This window comes from Serratia sp. CY81684 (genome assembly GCF_052166595.1).
GTDB lineage: Bacteria > Pseudomonadota > Gammaproteobacteria > Enterobacterales > Enterobacteriaceae > Serratia > Serratia nematodiphila.
This window is the reverse complement of the sequence record NZ_JBJNOO010000001.1, coordinates 804,062-821,435: the sequence shown is the minus strand read 5'-3', so window position 1 is coordinate 821,435 and position 17,374 is coordinate 804,062. Positions and strand designations below refer to the sequence as shown.

The 17,374-nt window shown below is 62.2% G+C and carries 17 protein-coding genes; 12 read left to right on the top strand and 5 right to left on the bottom strand.

The window, feature by feature from the left end:
* The first annotated feature begins 9 nt into the window (after positions 1 to 9).
* From hcr to ltaE, 3 genes are all read left to right on the top strand, one after another.
* On the top strand, positions 10 to 1,011 hold the full coding sequence (hcr, locus tag ACJ8QF_RS04065) for an NADH oxidoreductase (RefSeq protein WP_076740377.1): 1,002 nt from the start codon (positions 10 to 12) through the stop codon (positions 1,009 to 1,011).
* A 198-nt stretch (positions 1,012 to 1,209) separates the two neighbouring features.
* Positions 1,210 to 2,931 (top strand): ubiquinone-dependent pyruvate dehydrogenase, encoded by a 1,722-nt coding sequence (gene poxB, locus ACJ8QF_RS04060; protein ID WP_033633465.1) that lies wholly within the window; start codon positions 1,210 to 1,212, stop codon positions 2,929 to 2,931.
* A 75-nt stretch (positions 2,932 to 3,006) separates the two neighbouring features.
* A complete protein-coding gene (ltaE, locus tag ACJ8QF_RS04055) occupies positions 3,007 to 4,023 on the top strand; it encodes a low-specificity L-threonine aldolase (RefSeq protein WP_286094016.1) in 1,017 nt (338 codons plus the stop codon).
* 28 nt (positions 4,024 to 4,051) lie between these two features.
* On the opposite strand, the gene ACJ8QF_RS04050 is transcribed toward ltaE, so the two are convergent.
* Both ACJ8QF_RS04050 and ACJ8QF_RS04045 read right to left on the bottom strand, forming a co-directional pair.
* Positions 4,052 to 4,747: an N-acetylmannosamine-6-phosphate 2-epimerase gene (locus ACJ8QF_RS04050; protein ID WP_004928379.1), complete on the bottom strand. Its 696-nt coding sequence runs from the start codon at positions 4,745 to 4,747 to the stop codon at positions 4,052 to 4,054.
* Positions 4,744 to 6,300, bottom strand: coding sequence for a PTS transporter subunit EIIC (locus ACJ8QF_RS04045; RefSeq protein WP_325959769.1), 1,557 nt, complete (start codon positions 6,298 to 6,300; stop codon positions 4,744 to 4,746). Before ACJ8QF_RS04045 ends, ACJ8QF_RS04050 begins: the two co-directional genes overlap by 4 nt.
* Positions 6,301 to 6,467: 167 nt before the next feature.
* On the opposite strand from ACJ8QF_RS04045, the gene ACJ8QF_RS04040 reads away from it, so the two are divergent.
* Positions 6,468 to 7,295, top strand: coding sequence for a MurR/RpiR family transcriptional regulator (locus ACJ8QF_RS04040; RefSeq protein ID WP_028127982.1), 828 nt, complete (start codon positions 6,468 to 6,470; stop codon positions 7,293 to 7,295).
* Here the strand turns inward: ACJ8QF_RS04040 and ACJ8QF_RS04035 are convergent, their stop codons facing one another.
* Positions 7,296 to 7,643: a DUF1294 domain-containing protein gene (locus tag ACJ8QF_RS04035; protein WP_197752832.1), complete on the bottom strand. Its 348-nt coding sequence runs from the start codon at positions 7,641 to 7,643 to the stop codon at positions 7,296 to 7,298. It abuts the gene before it with no gap.
* A gap of 149 nt (positions 7,644 to 7,792) precedes the next feature.
* On the opposite strand from ACJ8QF_RS04035, the gene ACJ8QF_RS04030 reads away from it, so the two are divergent.
* Positions 7,793 to 9,232: a DUF2867 domain-containing protein gene (locus ACJ8QF_RS04030; RefSeq protein WP_197752833.1), complete on the top strand. Its 1,440-nt coding sequence runs from the start codon at positions 7,793 to 7,795 to the stop codon at positions 9,230 to 9,232.
* 158 nt (positions 9,233 to 9,390) lie between these two features.
* On the top strand, positions 9,391 to 10,401 hold the full coding sequence (locus ACJ8QF_RS04025; protein ID WP_442537288.1) for an NAD-dependent epimerase/dehydratase family protein: 1,011 nt from the start codon (positions 9,391 to 9,393) through the stop codon (positions 10,399 to 10,401).
* On the opposite strand, the gene ACJ8QF_RS04020 is transcribed toward ACJ8QF_RS04025, so the two are convergent.
* A complete protein-coding gene (locus ACJ8QF_RS04020) occupies positions 10,402 to 11,238 on the bottom strand; it encodes an N-acetylmuramoyl-L-alanine amidase (RefSeq protein ID WP_154870691.1) in 837 nt (278 codons plus the stop codon).
* 187 nt (positions 11,239 to 11,425) lie between these two features.
* Here ACJ8QF_RS04020 and ACJ8QF_RS04015 point away from each other — a divergent pair, with 187 nt between their 5' ends.
* Positions 11,426 to 12,973: a DUF3300 domain-containing protein gene (locus ACJ8QF_RS04015; protein WP_004928398.1), complete on the top strand. Its 1,548-nt coding sequence runs from the start codon at positions 11,426 to 11,428 to the stop codon at positions 12,971 to 12,973.
* A gap of 53 nt (positions 12,974 to 13,026) precedes the next feature.
* Here ACJ8QF_RS04015 and ACJ8QF_RS04010 read toward each other — a convergent pair whose 3' ends face one another.
* Entirely contained in the window at positions 13,027 to 13,350 is a 324-nt protein-coding gene (locus ACJ8QF_RS04010; RefSeq protein ID WP_004928400.1) for a heavy metal-binding domain-containing protein, read from the bottom strand.
* 159 nt (positions 13,351 to 13,509) lie between these two features.
* On the opposite strand from ACJ8QF_RS04010, the gene ACJ8QF_RS04005 reads away from it, so the two are divergent.
* The 5 genes from ACJ8QF_RS04005 to artM all read left to right on the top strand — a co-directional run bounded on the left by ACJ8QF_RS04005 (position 13,510) and on the right by artM (position 17,201).
* Positions 13,510 to 14,052: a lipoprotein gene (locus ACJ8QF_RS04005; protein ID WP_015377301.1), complete on the top strand. Its 543-nt coding sequence runs from the start codon at positions 13,510 to 13,512 to the stop codon at positions 14,050 to 14,052.
* Between the two features lie 262 nt (positions 14,053 to 14,314).
* Positions 14,315 to 15,043 carry an arginine ABC transporter ATP-binding protein ArtP gene (gene artP, locus ACJ8QF_RS04000; RefSeq protein WP_004928406.1) on the top strand — a complete coding sequence of 243 codons (729 nt, stop codon included), beginning with the start codon at positions 14,315 to 14,317 and terminating at the stop codon, positions 15,041 to 15,043.
* 32 nt (positions 15,044 to 15,075) lie between these two features.
* Complete coding sequence (gene artJ, locus ACJ8QF_RS03995) at positions 15,076 to 15,807, top strand: arginine ABC transporter substrate-binding protein (RefSeq protein WP_131164435.1); 732 nt, start codon at positions 15,076 to 15,078, stop codon at positions 15,805 to 15,807.
* 9 nt (positions 15,808 to 15,816) lie between these two features.
* Positions 15,817 to 16,533, top strand: coding sequence for an arginine ABC transporter permease ArtQ (gene artQ / locus ACJ8QF_RS03990; RefSeq protein ID WP_004928413.1), 717 nt, complete (start codon positions 15,817 to 15,819; stop codon positions 16,531 to 16,533).
* Positions 16,533 to 17,201 (top strand): arginine ABC transporter permease ArtM, encoded by a 669-nt coding sequence (gene artM, locus ACJ8QF_RS03985; protein ID WP_015377298.1) that lies wholly within the window; start codon positions 16,533 to 16,535, stop codon positions 17,199 to 17,201. The genes artQ and artM overlap by 1 nt, the downstream gene beginning before the upstream one ends.
* Positions 17,202 to 17,374: the final 173 nt, after the last annotated feature.

The window sequence follows — 17,374 nt, the reverse complement described above, 5'->3', positions numbered from 1 at the left end:
GGTGCCCCGATGACTCAACCCACTCCGCTTTGCCCGAACCGCATGCAGGTGCATTCCATCCAGCGTGAAACCGCCGACGTCTGGACGTTGAACCTGATCTGCGACGTTTTCTATCCTTACCAGGCCGGCCAGTTTGCGCTGGTCAGCATCCGCAACAGCGAGGAGACGCTGCGCGCCTATACGCTCTCCTCCTCGCCTGGCCAGAGCCGCTTTCTCAGCATCAGCGTGCGCTGCCTGCCGGACGGCGTCGGATCGCGCTGGCTGACGCAAGAGGTCAAGCCCGGCAACACGCTGTGGCTGTCCGACGCGCAGGGCGAATTCAGCTGCGAGCGCCACCCGGCCGATCGTTATCTGATGCTGGCGGCCGGCTGCGGCGTGACGCCGATCGTCTCGATGTGCCGCTGGCTGACCGCCAACCGCCCGGCCTGCGATATCGTCGCGATCGTTAACGTGCGCACGCCCGCCGACACGATTTTCGCCGATCAATGGCGCGCACTGTGCGCCGCTCATCCGCAGCTGCGCCTGACGCTGATGGCCGAGCAGGATCTGCAGCCCGGCTACCTCAGCGGCCGCATCGATGAACAGACGCTGCGGCAGGCGGCGCCGGATATCGCCGAACGCACGGTGATGACCTGCGGCCCTGCGCCCTACATGGATCAGGTGGAACAGCTGTGCCGCCGGCTCGGCGTGCCGGCCGAGCGTTTCCATAAAGAGCAATTCCACACGCCGGCGGCGCAGGCCGACGCCACCGAAGGGCTGACGCTGCGCGCCGCGCGCCCGCTGCGCGAATTCCGCGTACCGGTCGGCAGCACGCTGCTGGCGGCGATGGAGGCCCATGCCCTGCCGGTCAACGCCGCCTGCCGCGCCGGGGTGTGCGGCTCGTGCAAAACCCGCATCCTCGAGGGCGACTACACCACCACCAGCACAATGACGCTGAGCGCGGAAGAAATCGCGCAGGGCTATGTGCTGGCCTGCAGTTGCCAACTGCAGGGCGACGTCACGCTGGCGTAATCCCTGGCCCCATCGCCGCGATGGGGCATTTATCGGCAAGCTCCCCGCGGCCAGCCCGGTTACACTTTTCCCCGTCCTACGCTCTTTACCCTTCCTGACCGCATCTCGTCCACAGCCGGTAAGCTATGCTTGCAGTTGTTCTGCTGCCACTCACCGGATCGAGTCCACATCGTTTTTCAAACCTTGTTTGGGGGAACCATGAAGCAAACCGTAGCCACACTGATCGCCAAAACGCTGGATCAAGCCGGCGTAAAACGCATTTGGGGCGTGACCGGCGATTCGCTCAACGGCCTTAGCGACAGCCTGCACCGCATGGGCACCATCGAATGGCTGGGCACCCGCCATGAAGAGGTGGCCGCCTTCGCCGCCGGCGCCGAAGCCCAGCTTACCGGCCAGTTGGCGGTGTGCGCCGGTTCCTGCGGCCCCGGCAACCTGCACCTGATCAACGGCCTGTTCGACTGCCACCGCAACCATGTGCCGGTGCTGGCGATCGCCGCGCATATCCCTTCCAGCGAAATCGGCAGCGGCTACTTCCAGGAAACGCATCCGCAGGAGCTGTTCCGCGAATGCAGCCACTATTGCGAGCTGGTTTCCAACCCGGAACAGCTGCCGCGCGTGCTGGAGATCGCCATGCGCAAGGCGATCCTCAATCGCGGCGTCTCGGTGGTCGTCTTGCCGGGCGACGTGGCGCTGCGCATGGCGCCGGAAGACGCGCCCCTGACCTGGCATACCCCGGCGCTGCCGCTGGTGCAGCCGCCGATGAGCGAGCTGAACAAGCTGGCGGAAACGCTGAACAAAGCGAAGAACATCACCCTGATGTGCGGCAGCGGCTGCGCCGGCGCGCACGATGAAGTGGTCAAGCTGGCCGAACTGCTGCAGGCGCCGGTGGTGCACGCGCTGCGCGGCAAAGAACATATCGAATGGGATAACCCCTACAGCGTCGGCATGACCGGGCTAATCGGCTTCTCCTCCGGTTATCACGCGATGATGAACGCCGACACGCTGGTGCTGCTCGGCACCCAGTTCCCCTATCGCGCGTTCTACCCCACCAACGCCAACATCATTCAGATCGACATCAACCCCGGCAGCATCGGCGCGCACTGCCCGGTCAACATGGCGCTGGTGGGCGATATCCACACCACCCTCACCGCCCTGCTGCCGCAGCTGGAGCCGAAGCGCGACCGGGCGTTCCTCGACAAGGCGCTGGAGCATTACCGCAACGCGCGCAAGGATCTCGACGGGCTGGCGACCGCCAACGACGACCAGCCGATCCACCCGCAGTATCTGGCGCAGCAGCTCAGCCAGTACGCCAGCGACGACGCCATCTTCACCTGCGACGTCGGCACGCCGACGGTATGGGCCGCCCGCTACGTGAAAATGAACGGCAAGCGCCGCCTGCTCGGTTCGTTCAACCACGGTTCGATGGCCAACGCCATGCCGCAGGCGATCGGCGCTCAGGCCACCGCGCCGGATAAACAGGTGATCGCCATGTGCGGCGACGGCGGCTTCACCATGCTGATGGGGGATTTCCTGTCGCTGGCGCAGCTCAAGCTGCCGGTGAAAATCGTGGTGTTCAACAACAGCGTGCTGGGTTTCGTGGCGATGGAGATGAAGGCCGGCGGCTACCTGACCGACGGCACCGACCTGCATAATCCGGACTTCGCGGCGATCGCCAACGCCGCCGGCATCAAGGGCATCCGCGTGGAAAAAGCCTCCGATCTGGACGGCGCGCTGCAGGAGATGTTGGCGCATCCCGGCCCGGCGCTGCTGGACGTGGTCACCGCCAAGCAAGAGCTGGCGATGCCGCCGCAGATCAAGTTCGAACAGGCGAAAGGCTTCAGCCTGTACATGCTGCGCGCCATCATCAACGGCCGCGGCGACGAAGTGGTTGAACTGGCGAAAACCAACTGGCTGCGTTAAGCAAGCTGCCCCGATAAAATAAAGGGTATATGATGCCATGTACCCTTTTCCTCTCCCTTACATTCCAGGAACCCTATGCTTATCGATCTACGCAGCGACACCGTTACCCGCCCCAGCGCCGCCATGCGCCAGGCGATGGCTCAGGCAGAGGTCGGCGACGACGTCTACGGCGATGACCCGACGGTCAACGCGCTGGAGGCTGAGGCGGTGCGTCTGTCGGGCAAAGAAGCGGCGCTGTTTCTGCCCAGCGGCACCCAGGCCAACCTGGTGGCGCTGCTGAGCCACTGCCAGCGCGGCGATGAATACCTGGTCGGCCAGCAGGCGCACAACTACAAATACGAAGCCGGCGGCGCAGCGGTGCTGGGCAGCATTCAGCCGCAGCCAATCGAGGCCGACGCCGACGGCACGCTGCCGCTGGACAAGCTCGCCGCCGCCATCAAACCCGACGACATCCACTTCGCCCGCACCCGGCTGCTGAGCCTGGAAAACACCATCAGCGGCAGAGTCTTGCCGCAGGCCTACCTGCAGCAGGCGTGGCAGTTTACCCGCGAGCGCCAGCTGGCGCTGCATATCGACGGCGCACGCATCTTCAACGCCGCCGTGGCGCTGAACCTGCCGCTGAAAGAGATCGTGCAATACTGCGACACCTTCACCATTTGCCTGTCGAAAGGGTTGGGCGCGCCGGTCGGATCGCTGCTGTGCGGCAGCGAGGCCTTCATTCAGCGCGCGCTGCGCTGGCGTAAGATGACCGGCGGCGGGCTGCGTCAGGCCGGCATCCTGGCGGCGGCCGGCCTCTACGCGCTGGAGCATAACGTTGCGCGGCTGCGCGAAGACCATGACAACGCGGCCTGGCTGGAGCAACAGCTGCGGCAGATCGGCGTGGAGATCGCCGAACCCGGTGCACAGACCAACGTGCTGTACCTGCGCCAAACGCCGGCGCTGGCGGCCAAACTCGGTCCGTGGATGCGCGAACGCGGCGTGCTGATCAGCAGCGGCCCGCTGACGCGCATTCTGACCCACCTCGACGTCAGCCGTCAGGATCTGCAGCGGGTGGTCGAACTGTGGCGGGAGTTTCTTCAGCAGCACGCCTGATTTCCCCTCCCGGTGCGCCGGGAGTCTCTTATCGCCCGCCGATGGCGTCGACAAAGCGGCGGGTGATCTGTTGCGGGCGGGTAATGGCGCCCCCCACCACCACCGCATGCGCCCCCAGCCTCAGGCAGCGCGCGGCCATCGCCGGCGTTTCGACATTGCCTTCAGCGATGACCGGCACCGATACCGCCGCCAGCACCGCACGCAGAAAGCCGAAATCGTTATCCGCCAGTCGGGCGCCCCGGCTTTCGGCGGTATAGCCGTACAGCGTGGTGCCCACACAGTCGAAGCCCAACCTGGCGGCCTCTTGCGCCTCCTCCAGGGTGGCGATATCCGCCATCAGCAACAGCCGGGGATACCTGGCGCGGATCGCGGCGACCAACGCCGCCAGCTGCAACTCCCCCGGCCGCGGGTGGCCGGTGGCGTCCAGCGCGATCATCTGCGGCGCCGCCGCCATCAACTCATCGATTTCGCGCAGGGTCGGCGTGATATACACGTCGCTGCCCGCATAATCGCGCTTTATGATGCCGATGACCGGCAGCGCCACCGTGCGCATAATAGCGTTGACGTCTTCGACGCCGTTGGCGCGGATCGCCGCCGCGCCGCCTTGCTCGGCCGCCAACGCCATGCGCGACATGATAAAATCGCTGTGCAGCGGCTCGTCGTCCAGCGCCTGGCAAGACACCACCAGGCGCCCCTCAATCTGCTGCAAAATGGAAAGCGTCATAAATCCAACAACTCCTCGACTTCGTTTTTAATGATGGTGACGTGCGGGCCGTAGATCACCTGAACACCGTTGCCGCGAACGATAACCGCCCGTGCGCCGCTGGCCTTCAGCCCGCTTTCGTCCAGTAACCGGCTCTGTTTCACCGTCACGCGCAACCGCGTGGCGCAACAATCCAGTTCGACGATATTCTCTTTGCCGCCCAGCGCCGCCAGCACCTGCTGCGAGCGTTCGGTGCCCGTCATCACCGCTTCCGGCGCGGTTTCCGCCTCGCGCCCCGGCGTTTTAAAGTTGAAGCGCAGGATCAGGAAACGGAACGTGAAGTAGTACAGGAAGAACCAAGGCACCCCCGCCAGCGGGACGTACATCCAGTGGGTTTTCGCTTCACCCTGCAGCACGCCGAACAGCATGAAATCGATAAAGCCGCCGGAGAACGTCTGGCCGATGGTGATATGCAGGATGTGAGCGATCATGAACGCCAGGCCGTCGAACAGCGCGTGCACCACGTACAGCGCCGGCGCGACAAACAGGAACGAGAATTCGATAGGTTCGGTGATGCCGGTCAGAAACGAAGTCAGCGCCGCCGACAGCAACAGTCCGCCGACGCGTTTGCGGTTCTCGGGACGCGCACTCTGGTACATCGCCAGGCAGGCACCGACCAGGCCGAACATCATGGTGATAAAACGGCCGGACATGAAACGCGCCGTGCCGATATAGAACTGCTGAGTATTCGGGTCGGCCAACTGGGCGAAGAAAATGCGCTGTGTGCCTTCCACCAGCTGTCCGTTGATCACTTCGCTGCCGCCGAGCGCGGTGGTCCAAAACGGTAGATAGAAGATGTGATGCAGGCCGAACGGCCCGAGCATGCGCAATACGAAACCGTAGATAAAGGTACCGAGATAGCCGCTGGCGTCTACCAGCCCGCCCATGCCGAAGATCAACTGTTGGAAATGCGGCCACACCACCGTCATCAGGGCACCGACCGCCATCGCCGCCAGCGAGCTGACGATCGGCACAAAGCGCGAGCCGCCGAAGAAACCCAGGAACGGCGGCAGCGCTATCTTGTTGTAGCGGCCATGCAGATACCAGGTCACCAAACCGATGACCACCCCGCCGAACACCCCGGTCTCCAGCGTCTGGATCCCGAGAATCGTTCCCTGCCCCACCGCGCCCGCGTTCTGCGTGGCCAGCGTGCCGTTGATTTTCAACAGCGCATTGATGGTAGCGTTCATTACCAGATAGGCGATCAGCGAAGCCAGCCCCGCCGTGCCCTTGTCGCTTTTGGCCAGCCCCACCGCCACGCCGACCGCGAACAAGACCGCCAGGTTGGCGAACACAATAGCACCGGCACTGGCCATCACGGTAAATATGCTTTGCAACCAGCCGACATCGAGGAAGGGATACGCCTCGACGGTATTGGGATTGGACAGCGCACCGCCGATCCCCAACAGCAGGCCGGCCGCCGGCAGCACGGCGATCGGCAGCATGAACGACTTGCCGAACAGCTGGGCTTTTTCGAACCAGCCGCCGGAGCGCGGCAATTCTGGTGTTGACATAAATTTTCCCCCGATATCATTTTTATGATGAAAATTTTTACCACATTAAAATAGTTTTAATGAAAAATTTATTCATAACGATGATCGGCTTCACAATCCGTCGATTTCACTGGCGAGCCGCGGCGTCTTTCCGCCACAATAGAAACGGGAATACTCAGAAAGGTAACGTGATGAATACAGGCAACTTGTTATTGCGGCTGCGGCAGGATTTGGCGGGGTACAGCCCCACGCTGCAAAAGCTCGGCAACTATCTTCTTGCGGAGCCCTCCCGCGCCGTTTACCTGACCATCACCGAACTGGCGCGTGAAAGCGCCACCAGCGAAGCCAGCGTCACGCGGCTGTGCCGCCATCTCGGCTGCAAAGGCTATACCGAATTTAAAATGGCGCTGGCCCTCAGCTTGCAACAAAGCCAGCCGGAAGCGGCGACGCGCCAAAGCGCGGCGGAAAATTTGGTGGAAGAGAGCGTACAGGCGCTGCGGGATACCGGCGCGCTGTTGGATCCGCAGGCGCTGCAACAGGCGGCGGACAGCTTGCAACGTTGCGCTTCGGTACAGATTTACGGCGTCGCCGCCAGCGCCATCATCGGCGACTTCCTGCACTACAAGCTGTTGCGCCTCGGCAAACCGGCGCAGCTGTTCAGCGACATGCACCGGGCGGCGATGAATGCAGCCTCGCTGAGTGAGCGGGATCTGCTGATCGTCATCTCCAGCTCCGGCTCAACCAAGGACGTGCTGCATGCGGTGACGTTGGCCAAAGGACGCGGTGCACGCGTGATCGCCGTCAGCAATACCCAACGCAGCCCGCTGGCCAAGATGGCGGATACGCTGCTGGTGGCGGCCAAACCGGAAGGGCCGCTGACCGCTGGCGCCCTGCCGGCCAAGGTCGGCGCCATGCTGCTGGTGGAGTTGATGATCGCCGAACTGACTCAGCGCGATCCCGCCTACGCTCAGGCGATGCAGACCACCGCCAGCGCGACTCTGCCGCTGCTGCTGTAATCAGAAGATCCAGCGGCCGTAAACCCAGTACCACAGCCCCAGCACCGCCGCCAGGTTGAGCGCGACGCTGAGGATGAACCAGGTTTTAAACGGCTGCTTCTGGGTCTTGTGGCGAAACAGCTGCTGCGCCAGCAGCGCGCCCAACCAGCCGCCCAGCACGCCGAACAGCAACAGCGTCGTCTCCGGCACCCGTCGCCATCCCTTGCGCGCCGCCAGCTTATCGCCGCCGTAGATCAGAAACGTCAGCAGGTTCGCCAGCAGCAACCCCATCCACACCGGATGCGGCGAGAACAAACTGGCGATCAGCGCCAGGCCCAGCAGGGCATAACAAATCACATTGAGCTTCATGACATCCGGTCTTCGTTCGATAAGGGGCGCGTAGTGTGAACCTGCGCCGCGGCGGATGCAACCGGCTTATACCCATACAAAAAGTGCATTTAAACCCTGAATTTGGCATCCTGTCGTTCTGCGACTCTTTCACCGCACAAGGCGGCTCGATGACACCCCAACGCGTACTGGTTCTTGGAGCCAGTGGCTATATAGGCCAGAACCTGATCCCGCACCTGATCGAACAAGGGCACCAGATTACCGCCGCCGCGCGGCGCATCGAGTGGCTGCAGGAGCAGAACTGGCCACAGGTCAACTGCCTGTATGCCGATCTGTACCGCCCGGACACCCTGAGCGCGGCGCTGTGGGAGATAGATACGCTGTACTATCTGGTGCACGCGATGGGCGACGGCGACGACTTTATCGAAAAGGAACGCCAGGCGGCGGAAAATCTGCGCGACGCACTGCGCAATGCCGGCGTCAAGCAGGTGATCTTCCTTGGCGCGCTGCAGCCGAACGACGACAGTTCGCCGCACCTGGCGGCCCGCCGCCTGACCGGCGAGATCTTGCGCCAGAGCGGCGTGCCGGTCACCGAGCTGCGCGCCGGCATCATCGTCGGCCCCGGCTCGGCGGCGTTCGAAGTGATGCGCGATATGGTCTATAACCTGCCGGTGCTGACGCCGCCGCGCTGGGTGCGCTCGAAGTCGTCGCCGGTGGCGCTGGAGAACCTGCTGGTTTATCTGGCCGATCTGCTGGCGCACCCGGCGCAGGAACACCGCATCTTCGATGTCGCCGGGCCGGAATACCTCAGCTATCAGGATATGTTCAAACGCTTTATCGCCATCAGCGGTAAACGGCGCTGGCTGATCCCGATCCCCTTGCCGACGCGGCTGATTTCAGTGTGGTTCATCAGCCTGATCACCTCGGTGCCGACGCCGATCGCGCGCGCGCTGATCCAGGGCCTGAAGCACGATCTGCCCGCCGACGGCAAACCGTTGCAGGCCCTGATCCCGCAACGTCTGCACACCTTCGATCAGGCGGTCACCGTCACGCTGCAGCGCGAACTGGAGGTGGTCGATTCCGCCGACTGGGGCTACGATCCGGCGGCGCGGGCTCGCTGGCGCCCCGGCTACGGCTATTACCCGAAACAGGCCGGTTGCGCGCTGGACACCGCCGCCTCCAGCCAGGCCCTGTGGCAAACGGTGCAGCAGCTGGGAGGCGAAGAAGGCTATTTCTACGCCAATATCCTGTGGCGGATCCGCGCCCGCATGGACGACATGATCGGCAACGGCGTGGTCTATGGCCGCCCGGCGCGCGTGGCCCTGGCGCTAGGTGACGAAATCGACGGCTGGAAAGTGATTACCCTGAAGCCGCTGCGGCAGCTGGCGCTGCTGTTCGGCATGAAGGCGCCCGGCCTGGGGCGGCTGAGCTTCACCATCACCGATCACGGCGATCGCCGCACGCTGGACGTGCGCGCCTGGTGGCACCCGGCCGGCTTCAGCGGGCTACTGTATTGGTTCGCCATGATGCCCGCGCATCTGTTTATTTTTCGCGGCATGGCGAAGCGCATCGCCGAGCTTGCCGAGAACCTGGACCGCCAACAGCGCTGAACGGCGCTCATTTGTCGATCAACCGCACAGTTTGCCGCTGTGCTTCGGGGCTTTCCGATTGCATAGCGCACGAAATCACGGAAGAATGGCATCTTATTTGCTGGGAGCGCCGCAAGCGCCCGCCGGTATTCCGATTTTGGGTGAGAATAGAGTCCGTTATGAAGGTATTGGTCACCGGTGCCACCAGTGGGTTAGGCCGTAACGCCGTTGAATATCTGCGCCGCCAGGGCATCAAAGTGCGCGCCACCGGTCGCAACCAGGCGATGGGCGGCCTGCTGGAAAAAATGGGCGCGGAGTTCATTCATGCCGATCTCACCAACCTGATCTCTTCGCAGGCCAAGGCGATGCTGGCGGACGTCGACGTGCTGTGGCACTGCTCCAGCTTTACCTCGCCCTGGGGCACCGAAGAAGCCTTCGAACTGGCCAACGTCCGCGCCACTCGCCGCCTTGGTGAATGGGCGGCAGCCTACGGCGTAGCGCAGTTCATTCACATCTCTTCCCCGGCGATCTATTTCGATTACCACCATCACCGCAACGTGACCGAAGATTTCCGCCCGCAGCGCTACGCCAATGAGTTCGCGCGCAGCAAGGCCGCCGGCGAGCAGGTGATCCAGCAACTGGCGCTGTCCAATCCGCAGACCCATTTCACCATTCTGCGCCCGCAGGGATTGTTCGGGCCGCACGACAAGGTGATGCTGCCGCGGCTGCTGCAGATGATCAAACGCTACGGCAACCTGCTGCTGCCGCGCGGCGGCGCGGCGATGGTGGACATGACTTACCTGGAGAATGCGGTGCACGCCATGTGGCTGGCGACGCTAAAAGAAGACACGCCGTCCGGCCGCGCCTACAACATCACCAACCAGCAGCCGCGCCCGCTGCGCACCGTGGTGCAGCAGCTGATCGACGATCTGGGCATGAAGTGCCGCATCCGCTCCGTCCCCTATCCGATGCTCGACATGATGGCGCGCGGCATGGAGCGCCTGGGCAGCAAAAGCGAAAAGGAGCCGGTGTTGACCCACTACGGCGTCGCCAAACTCCACTTCGACCTCACGCTCGATACCACCCGCGCGCAGCAAGAGCTGGGCTATCAGCCGATCGTCTCGCTGGAAGAAGGCATCGCGCGCACCGCCCGCTGGCTGAAAGATCACGGCAAACTGCACGGCCTGTAATCAACGCCACGCGCCGTACTTCACCAGCAGCGCATCGATAATCGCCTCACTCTCTGCATCCGGCTCGCCGCGAACATCGTCGGGCCGGAAATGCATCTGAAACGCCGCCAGCACATTGCGCTGCTGCCGCGCATCCCACGACGGGTCGATCGCGTAGCCGTAACGCGCCAGTTTATTGAGCAGCGATGCCATCGGCACCGGCGCCTGCCTGTCGCGCCCCGCCAGCAAACGCTGCACGTCTCGTTCATCCGGCCAGGCGCCGATGCCGGCCTGCGCCAGTTGCCGCCAGGGGAACAGCGGGCCGGGATCCTGCTTGCGCTGCGGCGCGATGTCGCTGTGCCCCACCACGTCCTGCGGCTGGATGCCATAGCGTTGGATAATGTCGCGGCTCAGCGGGATCAGCACGGCGATCTGCTCCGCCGTATAAGGCTGCCAGTGGGTGAACAGCATGCTGCGGGTGAAACCCTTGTTGACGATTTCGATGCCGATCGAGGTGTCGTTGAGGTTGCTGCGGCCGCGCCAGGCGCTGGCGCCGGCATGCCAGGCGCGCATCGCCTCCGGCACCAACCGGTACACCGTCGGTTTGCCGTGTTCGCGCTGCGGGTGCGCCGGCAACAGGTAGTGCGCGCTGACGTGTTCGTCGGTCAGCGTTTTCAGCGATGAATGGAAATCTTCCGCCGTATAGTGCATCACCAGAAAGCGAATGCGCTGATCGGCGCCCTGCGCCTGGTGCAGCGTCTCGAGCTGGTAAGCGCCGCGATCGACGAGCGTGTCCTGCTGCGGATTTTGGCACCCCGCCAACAGCGCGGCGGCGATGATCCCTGGCCAAATTTTCACTTATCCTCCTGATTGACGTCCGTGAAAGATGTAACGCGACGCGATTGACCTGTATCCAATCATCACGCTCATCGAGAAATAATGACAGATAGCGCCGATGTGCAAGCGAGTGTTGCTCCCGGCTGGCGGCCTTTCCCGCCCATGATAGTCTCAAAGTATCATCTGCGCTGAAAGAGCGGAGTCGAACATGTTCACGCCACGCTATCTGTCCTGGTTGCTCTGTGCCGCCATGCTGCCGCTCAGCGGCTGCGATCGGCAAAAAGTCGCTGACGCGATGGGCGGGAGCGCCCCGCCCTCGGTCGCGCCCGCCGCGAGTATCAGTGCGCCGGCCTATGCGCCGCTGAGCGCCGATCAGCTGTACCAGTTGGTCAGCCCGGTGGCGCTGTTCCCCGACAAGCTGCTGGCGCAGGTGTTGGCCGGCGCGGGCTATCCCGACCAAATCAGCGCTGCGGATGCCTGGCTGGCGCAAAACCGCGGGCTGCAACCGGCGGCGCTCAGCTCGGCGGTGGATGCGCAACCCTGGGATCCCAGCGTGCGCGGCCTGGTGCAATTCCCCGACGTGCTCGATCAGATGGCGAAAAACATCCCCTGGACCACCGCTCTGGGCAGCGCCTACCTCAACGATCCCACCGACGTGATGAACGCCATTCAGGTGATGCGTCAACGGGCGGCCAGCCAGGGCACGCTGAAAAACACCCCGCAGCAGCGCATCGTCGTAGCGCCGACGACACGTTATGTTGAGCAGCAGTCCTATCGTCAGAGCGTAGTGGCGGCACCGGGCGAAACCATCGTCATCGAGCCCAGCCAGCCGGATACGATTTACGTTCCGCATTACGATCCCTGGGAGGCCTACGGCACGCCGATCCAGGCTTATCCAAGCTATCAATATCAGCCTTCCGGCTACAGCGGCGGCGACATGCTGGCGGCCGGCGTGATCAGCTTCGGCGTCGGCATCGCGGTGGCCTCTTTACTCAACCAGCACAACAGCGGCTGGCACAACTGGGATATGCGCTGGGACGATCGGCGCCAGCCGGTGGTCTACCGCAATGCGCCCTACGTGTCGCATTCCACCACCGTGGTGAATCGCGTCACCAACATCAACCAATATAACAACGTGAACAATGTGAATCGCAGCACCACCAGCACGGTGAACAACTACAATACCGCCGCCGCACCAACGCCGCGTTTCAGCCAACCGGTGCCTAACGCTGCGCTGCAACAGCCGCGCGTCGCGCCTGCGGCCCACGCGCCGATGACCATGCCGCACTTTGCGCATACTCAGCCGGTGGCGCCTCACGTACAGCAGCCGGTAGCGGCCGTCCCGCACGTGCAACAACCGGTCAACGCGCCCCATGTGCAGCAACCGATGAGCATGCCGACGTTCACGCATGCCGCGCCGGCAGCGCCTCACGCGCAGCAACCGATGGCCGTGCATTCAGCGCCGCTACAGACACATTTGCTGCAGACCGCCGCACCAGTGCATCAATCCACCGTGCGGCCACAGGTTCAGGCGGCACCGCACGTCGTACAGCCGGCAGTGCATGAGCCGGCCGCAACGCTGCATTCGGCGGTGGTTCGCCCAGCGGCTGTGCCGCAAGAGCGTATCATGCCGCATGCGGCCCCGGCGCCGCAGCTCCATCAGACGTCCGTTCAGCCTGTGCCGCATCGCCAGGAGCCGGCGCCCACGAAGCCGCAGGAACACCGCCCAATCGTCGAGCAGCACAAGGTGGGATAAATCAAGAGGATGTCGCCCCGGCGGAATGGCCGGGGCGAAAAGAAAGCATGGCGTTAACGGCTGACTTTCACCGCGGTGCCGCTGACGGTCACCATCAGCATGCTGCCGTCTTTGCCAACGGTTTCATAATCGATATCAATACCCACCACCGCGTTGGCGCCCAGCTCTTTCGCCTGGTCTTCCAGCTCTTCGAACGCGATCAGGCGCGCCTTGCGCAGCTCTTTCTCGTAAGCGCCCGAACGGCCGCCGACGATATCGCGCACGCCGGCGAAGAAATCACGAAAAATGTTGGCGCCGAGGATCGCTTCGCCGGTGACGACGCCGCAGTATTCGGTGATGGTAAACCCTTCCAGGGTCGGGGTAGTTGAAAGCTGCATCAGAACTCCTTGTTTGATTAATTCAACGTATCTATGACCAGAAGATTGGCATTATGTTCGCTTAATCAATGGCACGCAGTACGAATGCAAGGCCAAAAAACGCATTTATACTGTAAGCTATCGGTCTTCATGGTAGAGACTTTCACATAAGGTAATAAGATGAAAACAAAAACGATTGCGGCTGTTTTACCCTTAGCGCTGTTGCTGAGTGCCTGTACCACGGTGGAACCGGCATACAAGGATATCGGCACCCGCAGCGGCAGCTGTGTGGAAGGCGGCCCGGATACGGTAGCGCAAAAGTTCTATGACCTGCGCATCCAGCAGGGCGCCGGCCTGCCGGACAGCAACCGCCTGGCGCAGCTGCAGCCTTATCTGAGCAAAGTGCTGTATCAGGATCTGGTCAGCACCGCTCAAAACCCGGGCAAGCATCAGATTACCGGCGATCTGTTCTCCGGCAATGCGCAGGGGCCAAGCAGCGCATCCGTCGCCAGCGCCTCGACCATTCCTAACACCGATGCGAAGAACATCCCGCTGCGCGTTGACCTGAGCTACCAGAAAGACGCCAACAGCACCGTGAACTGGCAGGACGAAGTGCTGATGGTGCGCGAAGGCACCTGCTGGGTGGTTGATGATATTCGCTACCTGAATGTTCCAGCGCACGCCACCAACGGCAGCGTACGCCAGGTGCTGGAAAACCAGTAACCCGCTTCCCCCGACCGACGCGGGCTTGCCGCGTCGGTCATCCCGCCGCCCGTCTACCGCTCGAATTTCGTCCAATAGAAAAAATTTCGCTACCGATCTCACAGCCTGCGCCACAAATCCCCTCCCTCGGCTTGAGTCGCGGTATCTTGTGCTAATCTTTTACTGTCCCGCCGCACACTCATAAATTTTAACGCACAAAGATTGCATAAGTATTCTGCGGAAGTTAACATTTGCGGCATCAATGTCTATTCAATTCTGGCGCATGAGTATTCAACTTAACGGTATCAATTGCTATTACGGCGCTCACCAGGCGCTGTTTGACATCACGCTGGAATGTCCAGCCGGGGAAACCCTGGTGCTGCTTGGCCCAAGCGGCGCCGGGAAAAGTTCATTGCTGCGGGTGCTGAACCTGCTGGAAATGCCGCGTTCGGGCCAACTGCAGATCGCCGGCAACCAATTCGACTTCAGGCAGGCGCCGGGCGAGAAAGCCATTCGCGAACTGCGCCAAAACGTCGGCATGGTGTTCCAGCAATACAACCTGTGGCCTCACCTCACCGTGGTTCAGAACCTGATCGAGGCACCTTGCCGCGTGCTGGGTCTGACCAAGGCTCAGGCGATGGAGCGCGCCGACAAGCTGCTCAAGCGTCTGCGCCTGACCGACTTCGCCGATCGCTTCCCGCTGCACCTTTCCGGTGGCCAGCAGCAGCGCGTGGCGATCGCCCGCGCCCTGATGATGGAGCCGCAGGTGTTGCTGTTCGATGAACCGACCGCAGCGCTGGATCCGGAAATTACCGCCCAGATCGTCAGCATCATTCGCGAACTGGCCGGCACCGGCATCACGCAGGTGATCGTCACCCACGAAGTGGAAGTGGCGCGCAAAACCGCCAGCCGCGTGGTGTACATGGAAAACGGCCACGTAGTGGAGCAAGGCGACAGCAGCCACTTCACGCAGCCGCGGACCACCGAGTTTGCCAATTACTTATCACACTAACAATTAACTTGCTGTAATTTGGGGAGTTTGCGATGAAAAAACTAATAATCGCCGCCGTTCTGGCCGGCATCAGCGTTTCCGCCTCCGCAGCCGAAACCATCCGTTTCGCTACCGAAGCCTCCTATCCTCCGTTTGAATTTATTGACGCCGGCAACAAGATTCAGGGTTTTGATGTCGATCTGGCCAACGCGCTGTGCAAAGAAATGCAGGCCGAATGTACCTTCACCAACCAGGCGTTCGACAGCCTGATCCCGAGCCTGAAGTTCAAGCGTTTCGATGCGGTGATGGCGGGTATGGACATTACGCCGGAGCGTGAGAAGCAGGTGCTGTTCACCAAGCCTTACTACGATAACTCGGCGCTGTTCATCGCGCAGAAAGGCAAAATCGCCGACGTGGCGGCGCTGAAAGGCAAGAAAGTCGGCGTGCAAAACGGCACCACCCACCAGAAATACCTGACCGACAAGCACCCGGAAATCACCACCGTGCCTTACGACAGCTACCAGAACGCCATTTTGGATCTGAAGAACGGCCGCGTTGATGCCGTGTTCGGCGATACCGCGGTGGTCAACGAGTGGCTGAAGCAGAATAACGCGCTGGCGGCAGTGGGCGCCAAAGTGACCGACAAAGACTACTTCGGCACCGGCCTTGGCATCGCGGTGCGCCAGAAGAACACCGATCTGCAGGGCAAGTTCAACGCCGCTCTGGACAAGATCAAGCAGGATGGGACCTATGAAACCATCTACAAAAAATGGTTCCAGCAGTAATACGCCCAAATGAATGAATTACAACCTTTAGCAAGCGCCGCCGGCATGACCGTCGGCCTTGCCGTTTGCGCTCTGATCCTCGGGCTGATTCTGGCGATGCTGTTCGCCGTATGGGAATCGTCCCGCTGGAAAGCGGTCAGCTGGCTCGGCACCGCCTGGGTGACCGTGTTGCGCGGCCTGCCGGAAATCCTGGTGGTGCTGTTTATCTATTTCGGCTCGTCGCAGCTGCTGCTGATGCTCTCCGACGGCTTTACCCTCAACCTCGGTCTGTTCCAGCTGCCGATTCAGTTGGCGATCGACAATTTCGAAGTCAGCCCGTTCCTGTGCGGGGTGATCGCTCTGGCCCTGCTTTATTCCGCCTACGCCTCGCAGACGCTGCGCGGCGCGCTCAAAGCGGTGCCGCAGGGGCAGTGGGAATCCGGTCAGGCGCTTGGACTGAGTAAGGCGGCGATCTTCTTTCGCCTGATCATGCCGCAGATGTGGCGCCACGCCCTGCCCGGCCTCGGCAATCAGTGGCTGGTGCTGTTGAAAGACACCGCGCTGGTGTCGCTGATCAGCGTGAACGATCTGATGCTGCAAACCAAGAGCATCGCTACCCGCACCCAGGAGCCTTTTACCTGGTATGTGATCGCCGCGGCCATCTACCTGCTGGTGACGCTGTTCAGCCAATACGTCATCAAACGCATTGAGCTGCGCGCCACGCGCTTTGAGCGGGGGCCGGCCTGATGATTGAATATTTGCCGGAGATCCTCAAAGGGTTGCACACCAGCCTGACGCTGACCGTCGCCGCGCTGATCGTCGCGCTGGTGCTGTCGCTGCTGCTGACGGTGATCCTGACGCTGAAAACGCCGATCCTGACGCCGCTGGTCAAGGCCTATGTGACGCTGTTCACCGGCACGCCGCTGCTGGTGCAGATCTTCCTGATCTACTACGGCCCCGGCCAGTTCCCGGCGATCCGCGACTACCCTTGGCTGTGGAACCTGCTGTCGCAGCCCTGGCTGTGTGCGATGATAGCGCTGGCTCTGAACAGCGCGGCCTACACCACGCAGTTGTTCTACGGCGCGGTGCGCGCCATTCCCGCCGGGCAGTGGCAATCGTGCGAAGCGCTTGGCATGTCGCGCCGGCAGACGCTGCGCATTCTGCTGCCGTTCGCCTTCAAGCGCGCGCTGTCGTCTTACTCCAACGAAGTGGTGCTGGTGTTCAAAAGCACCTCGCTGGCCTATACCATCACGCTGATGGAAGTGATGGGCTACAGCCAGCTGATGTACGGCCGCACCTACGACGTGATGGTGTTCGGTGCCGCCGGCCTGGTGTACCTGTGCGTCAACGGCCTGCTGACGCTGCTGATGCGCCTGGTGGAGCGCCGCGCGCTGGCGTTTGAGCGTCGCAACTGAGGCCGCCGCCCCCATGAGCCCCGCCATTGTGCGGGGCTTTTTTTATCCTCAAGGCAATACTTAATCATTTATATTGCATTTTAATTCACTCAATGGCAGGGTTAACAACAGGCATTCGCGCAAAAACCTCTGGCGATTACCAGTAAAAACAAACGATAGCGAATAATCACTTT

What these genes read in the sequence shown, in the direction of transcription:
- ACJ8QF_RS04035 (WP_197752832.1), bottom strand. Translation starts at nt 7,643, where the DNA reads ATGAAGCTCAATGTGATTTGTTATGCCCTGCTGGGCCTGGCGCTGATC.
- artP (WP_004928406.1), top strand. Translation starts at nt 14,315, where the DNA reads ATGAGTATTCAACTTAACGGTATCAATTGCTATTACGGCGCTCACCAG.
- artM (WP_015377298.1), top strand. Translation starts at nt 16,533, where the DNA reads ATGATTGAATATTTGCCGGAGATCCTCAAAGGGTTGCACACCAGCCTG.
- artJ (WP_131164435.1), top strand. Translation starts at nt 15,076, where the DNA reads ATGAAAAAACTAATAATCGCCGCCGTTCTGGCCGGCATCAGCGTTTCC.
- ltaE (WP_286094016.1), top strand. Translation starts at nt 3,007, where the DNA reads ATGCTTATCGATCTACGCAGCGACACCGTTACCCGCCCCAGCGCCGCC.
- ACJ8QF_RS04045 (WP_325959769.1), bottom strand. Translation starts at nt 6,300, where the DNA reads ATGTCAACACCAGAATTGCCGCGCTCCGGCGGCTGGTTCGAAAAAGCC.
- artQ (WP_004928413.1), top strand. Translation starts at nt 15,817, where the DNA reads ATGAATGAATTACAACCTTTAGCAAGCGCCGCCGGCATGACCGTCGGC.
- ACJ8QF_RS04030 (WP_197752833.1), top strand. Translation starts at nt 7,793, where the DNA reads ATGACACCCCAACGCGTACTGGTTCTTGGAGCCAGTGGCTATATAGGC.
- ACJ8QF_RS04050 (WP_004928379.1), bottom strand. Translation starts at nt 4,747, where the DNA reads ATGACGCTTTCCATTTTGCAGCAGATTGAGGGGCGCCTGGTGGTGTCT.
- ACJ8QF_RS04025 (WP_442537288.1), top strand. Translation starts at nt 9,391, where the DNA reads ATGAAGGTATTGGTCACCGGTGCCACCAGTGGGTTAGGCCGTAACGCC.
- ACJ8QF_RS04010 (WP_004928400.1), bottom strand. Translation starts at nt 13,350, where the DNA reads ATGCAGCTTTCAACTACCCCGACCCTGGAAGGGTTTACCATCACCGAA.
- hcr (WP_076740377.1), top strand. Translation starts at nt 10, where the DNA reads ATGACTCAACCCACTCCGCTTTGCCCGAACCGCATGCAGGTGCATTCC.
- ACJ8QF_RS04015 (WP_004928398.1), top strand. Translation starts at nt 11,426, where the DNA reads ATGTTCACGCCACGCTATCTGTCCTGGTTGCTCTGTGCCGCCATGCTG.
- ACJ8QF_RS04005 (WP_015377301.1), top strand. Translation starts at nt 13,510, where the DNA reads ATGAAAACAAAAACGATTGCGGCTGTTTTACCCTTAGCGCTGTTGCTG.
- poxB (WP_033633465.1), top strand. Translation starts at nt 1,210, where the DNA reads ATGAAGCAAACCGTAGCCACACTGATCGCCAAAACGCTGGATCAAGCC.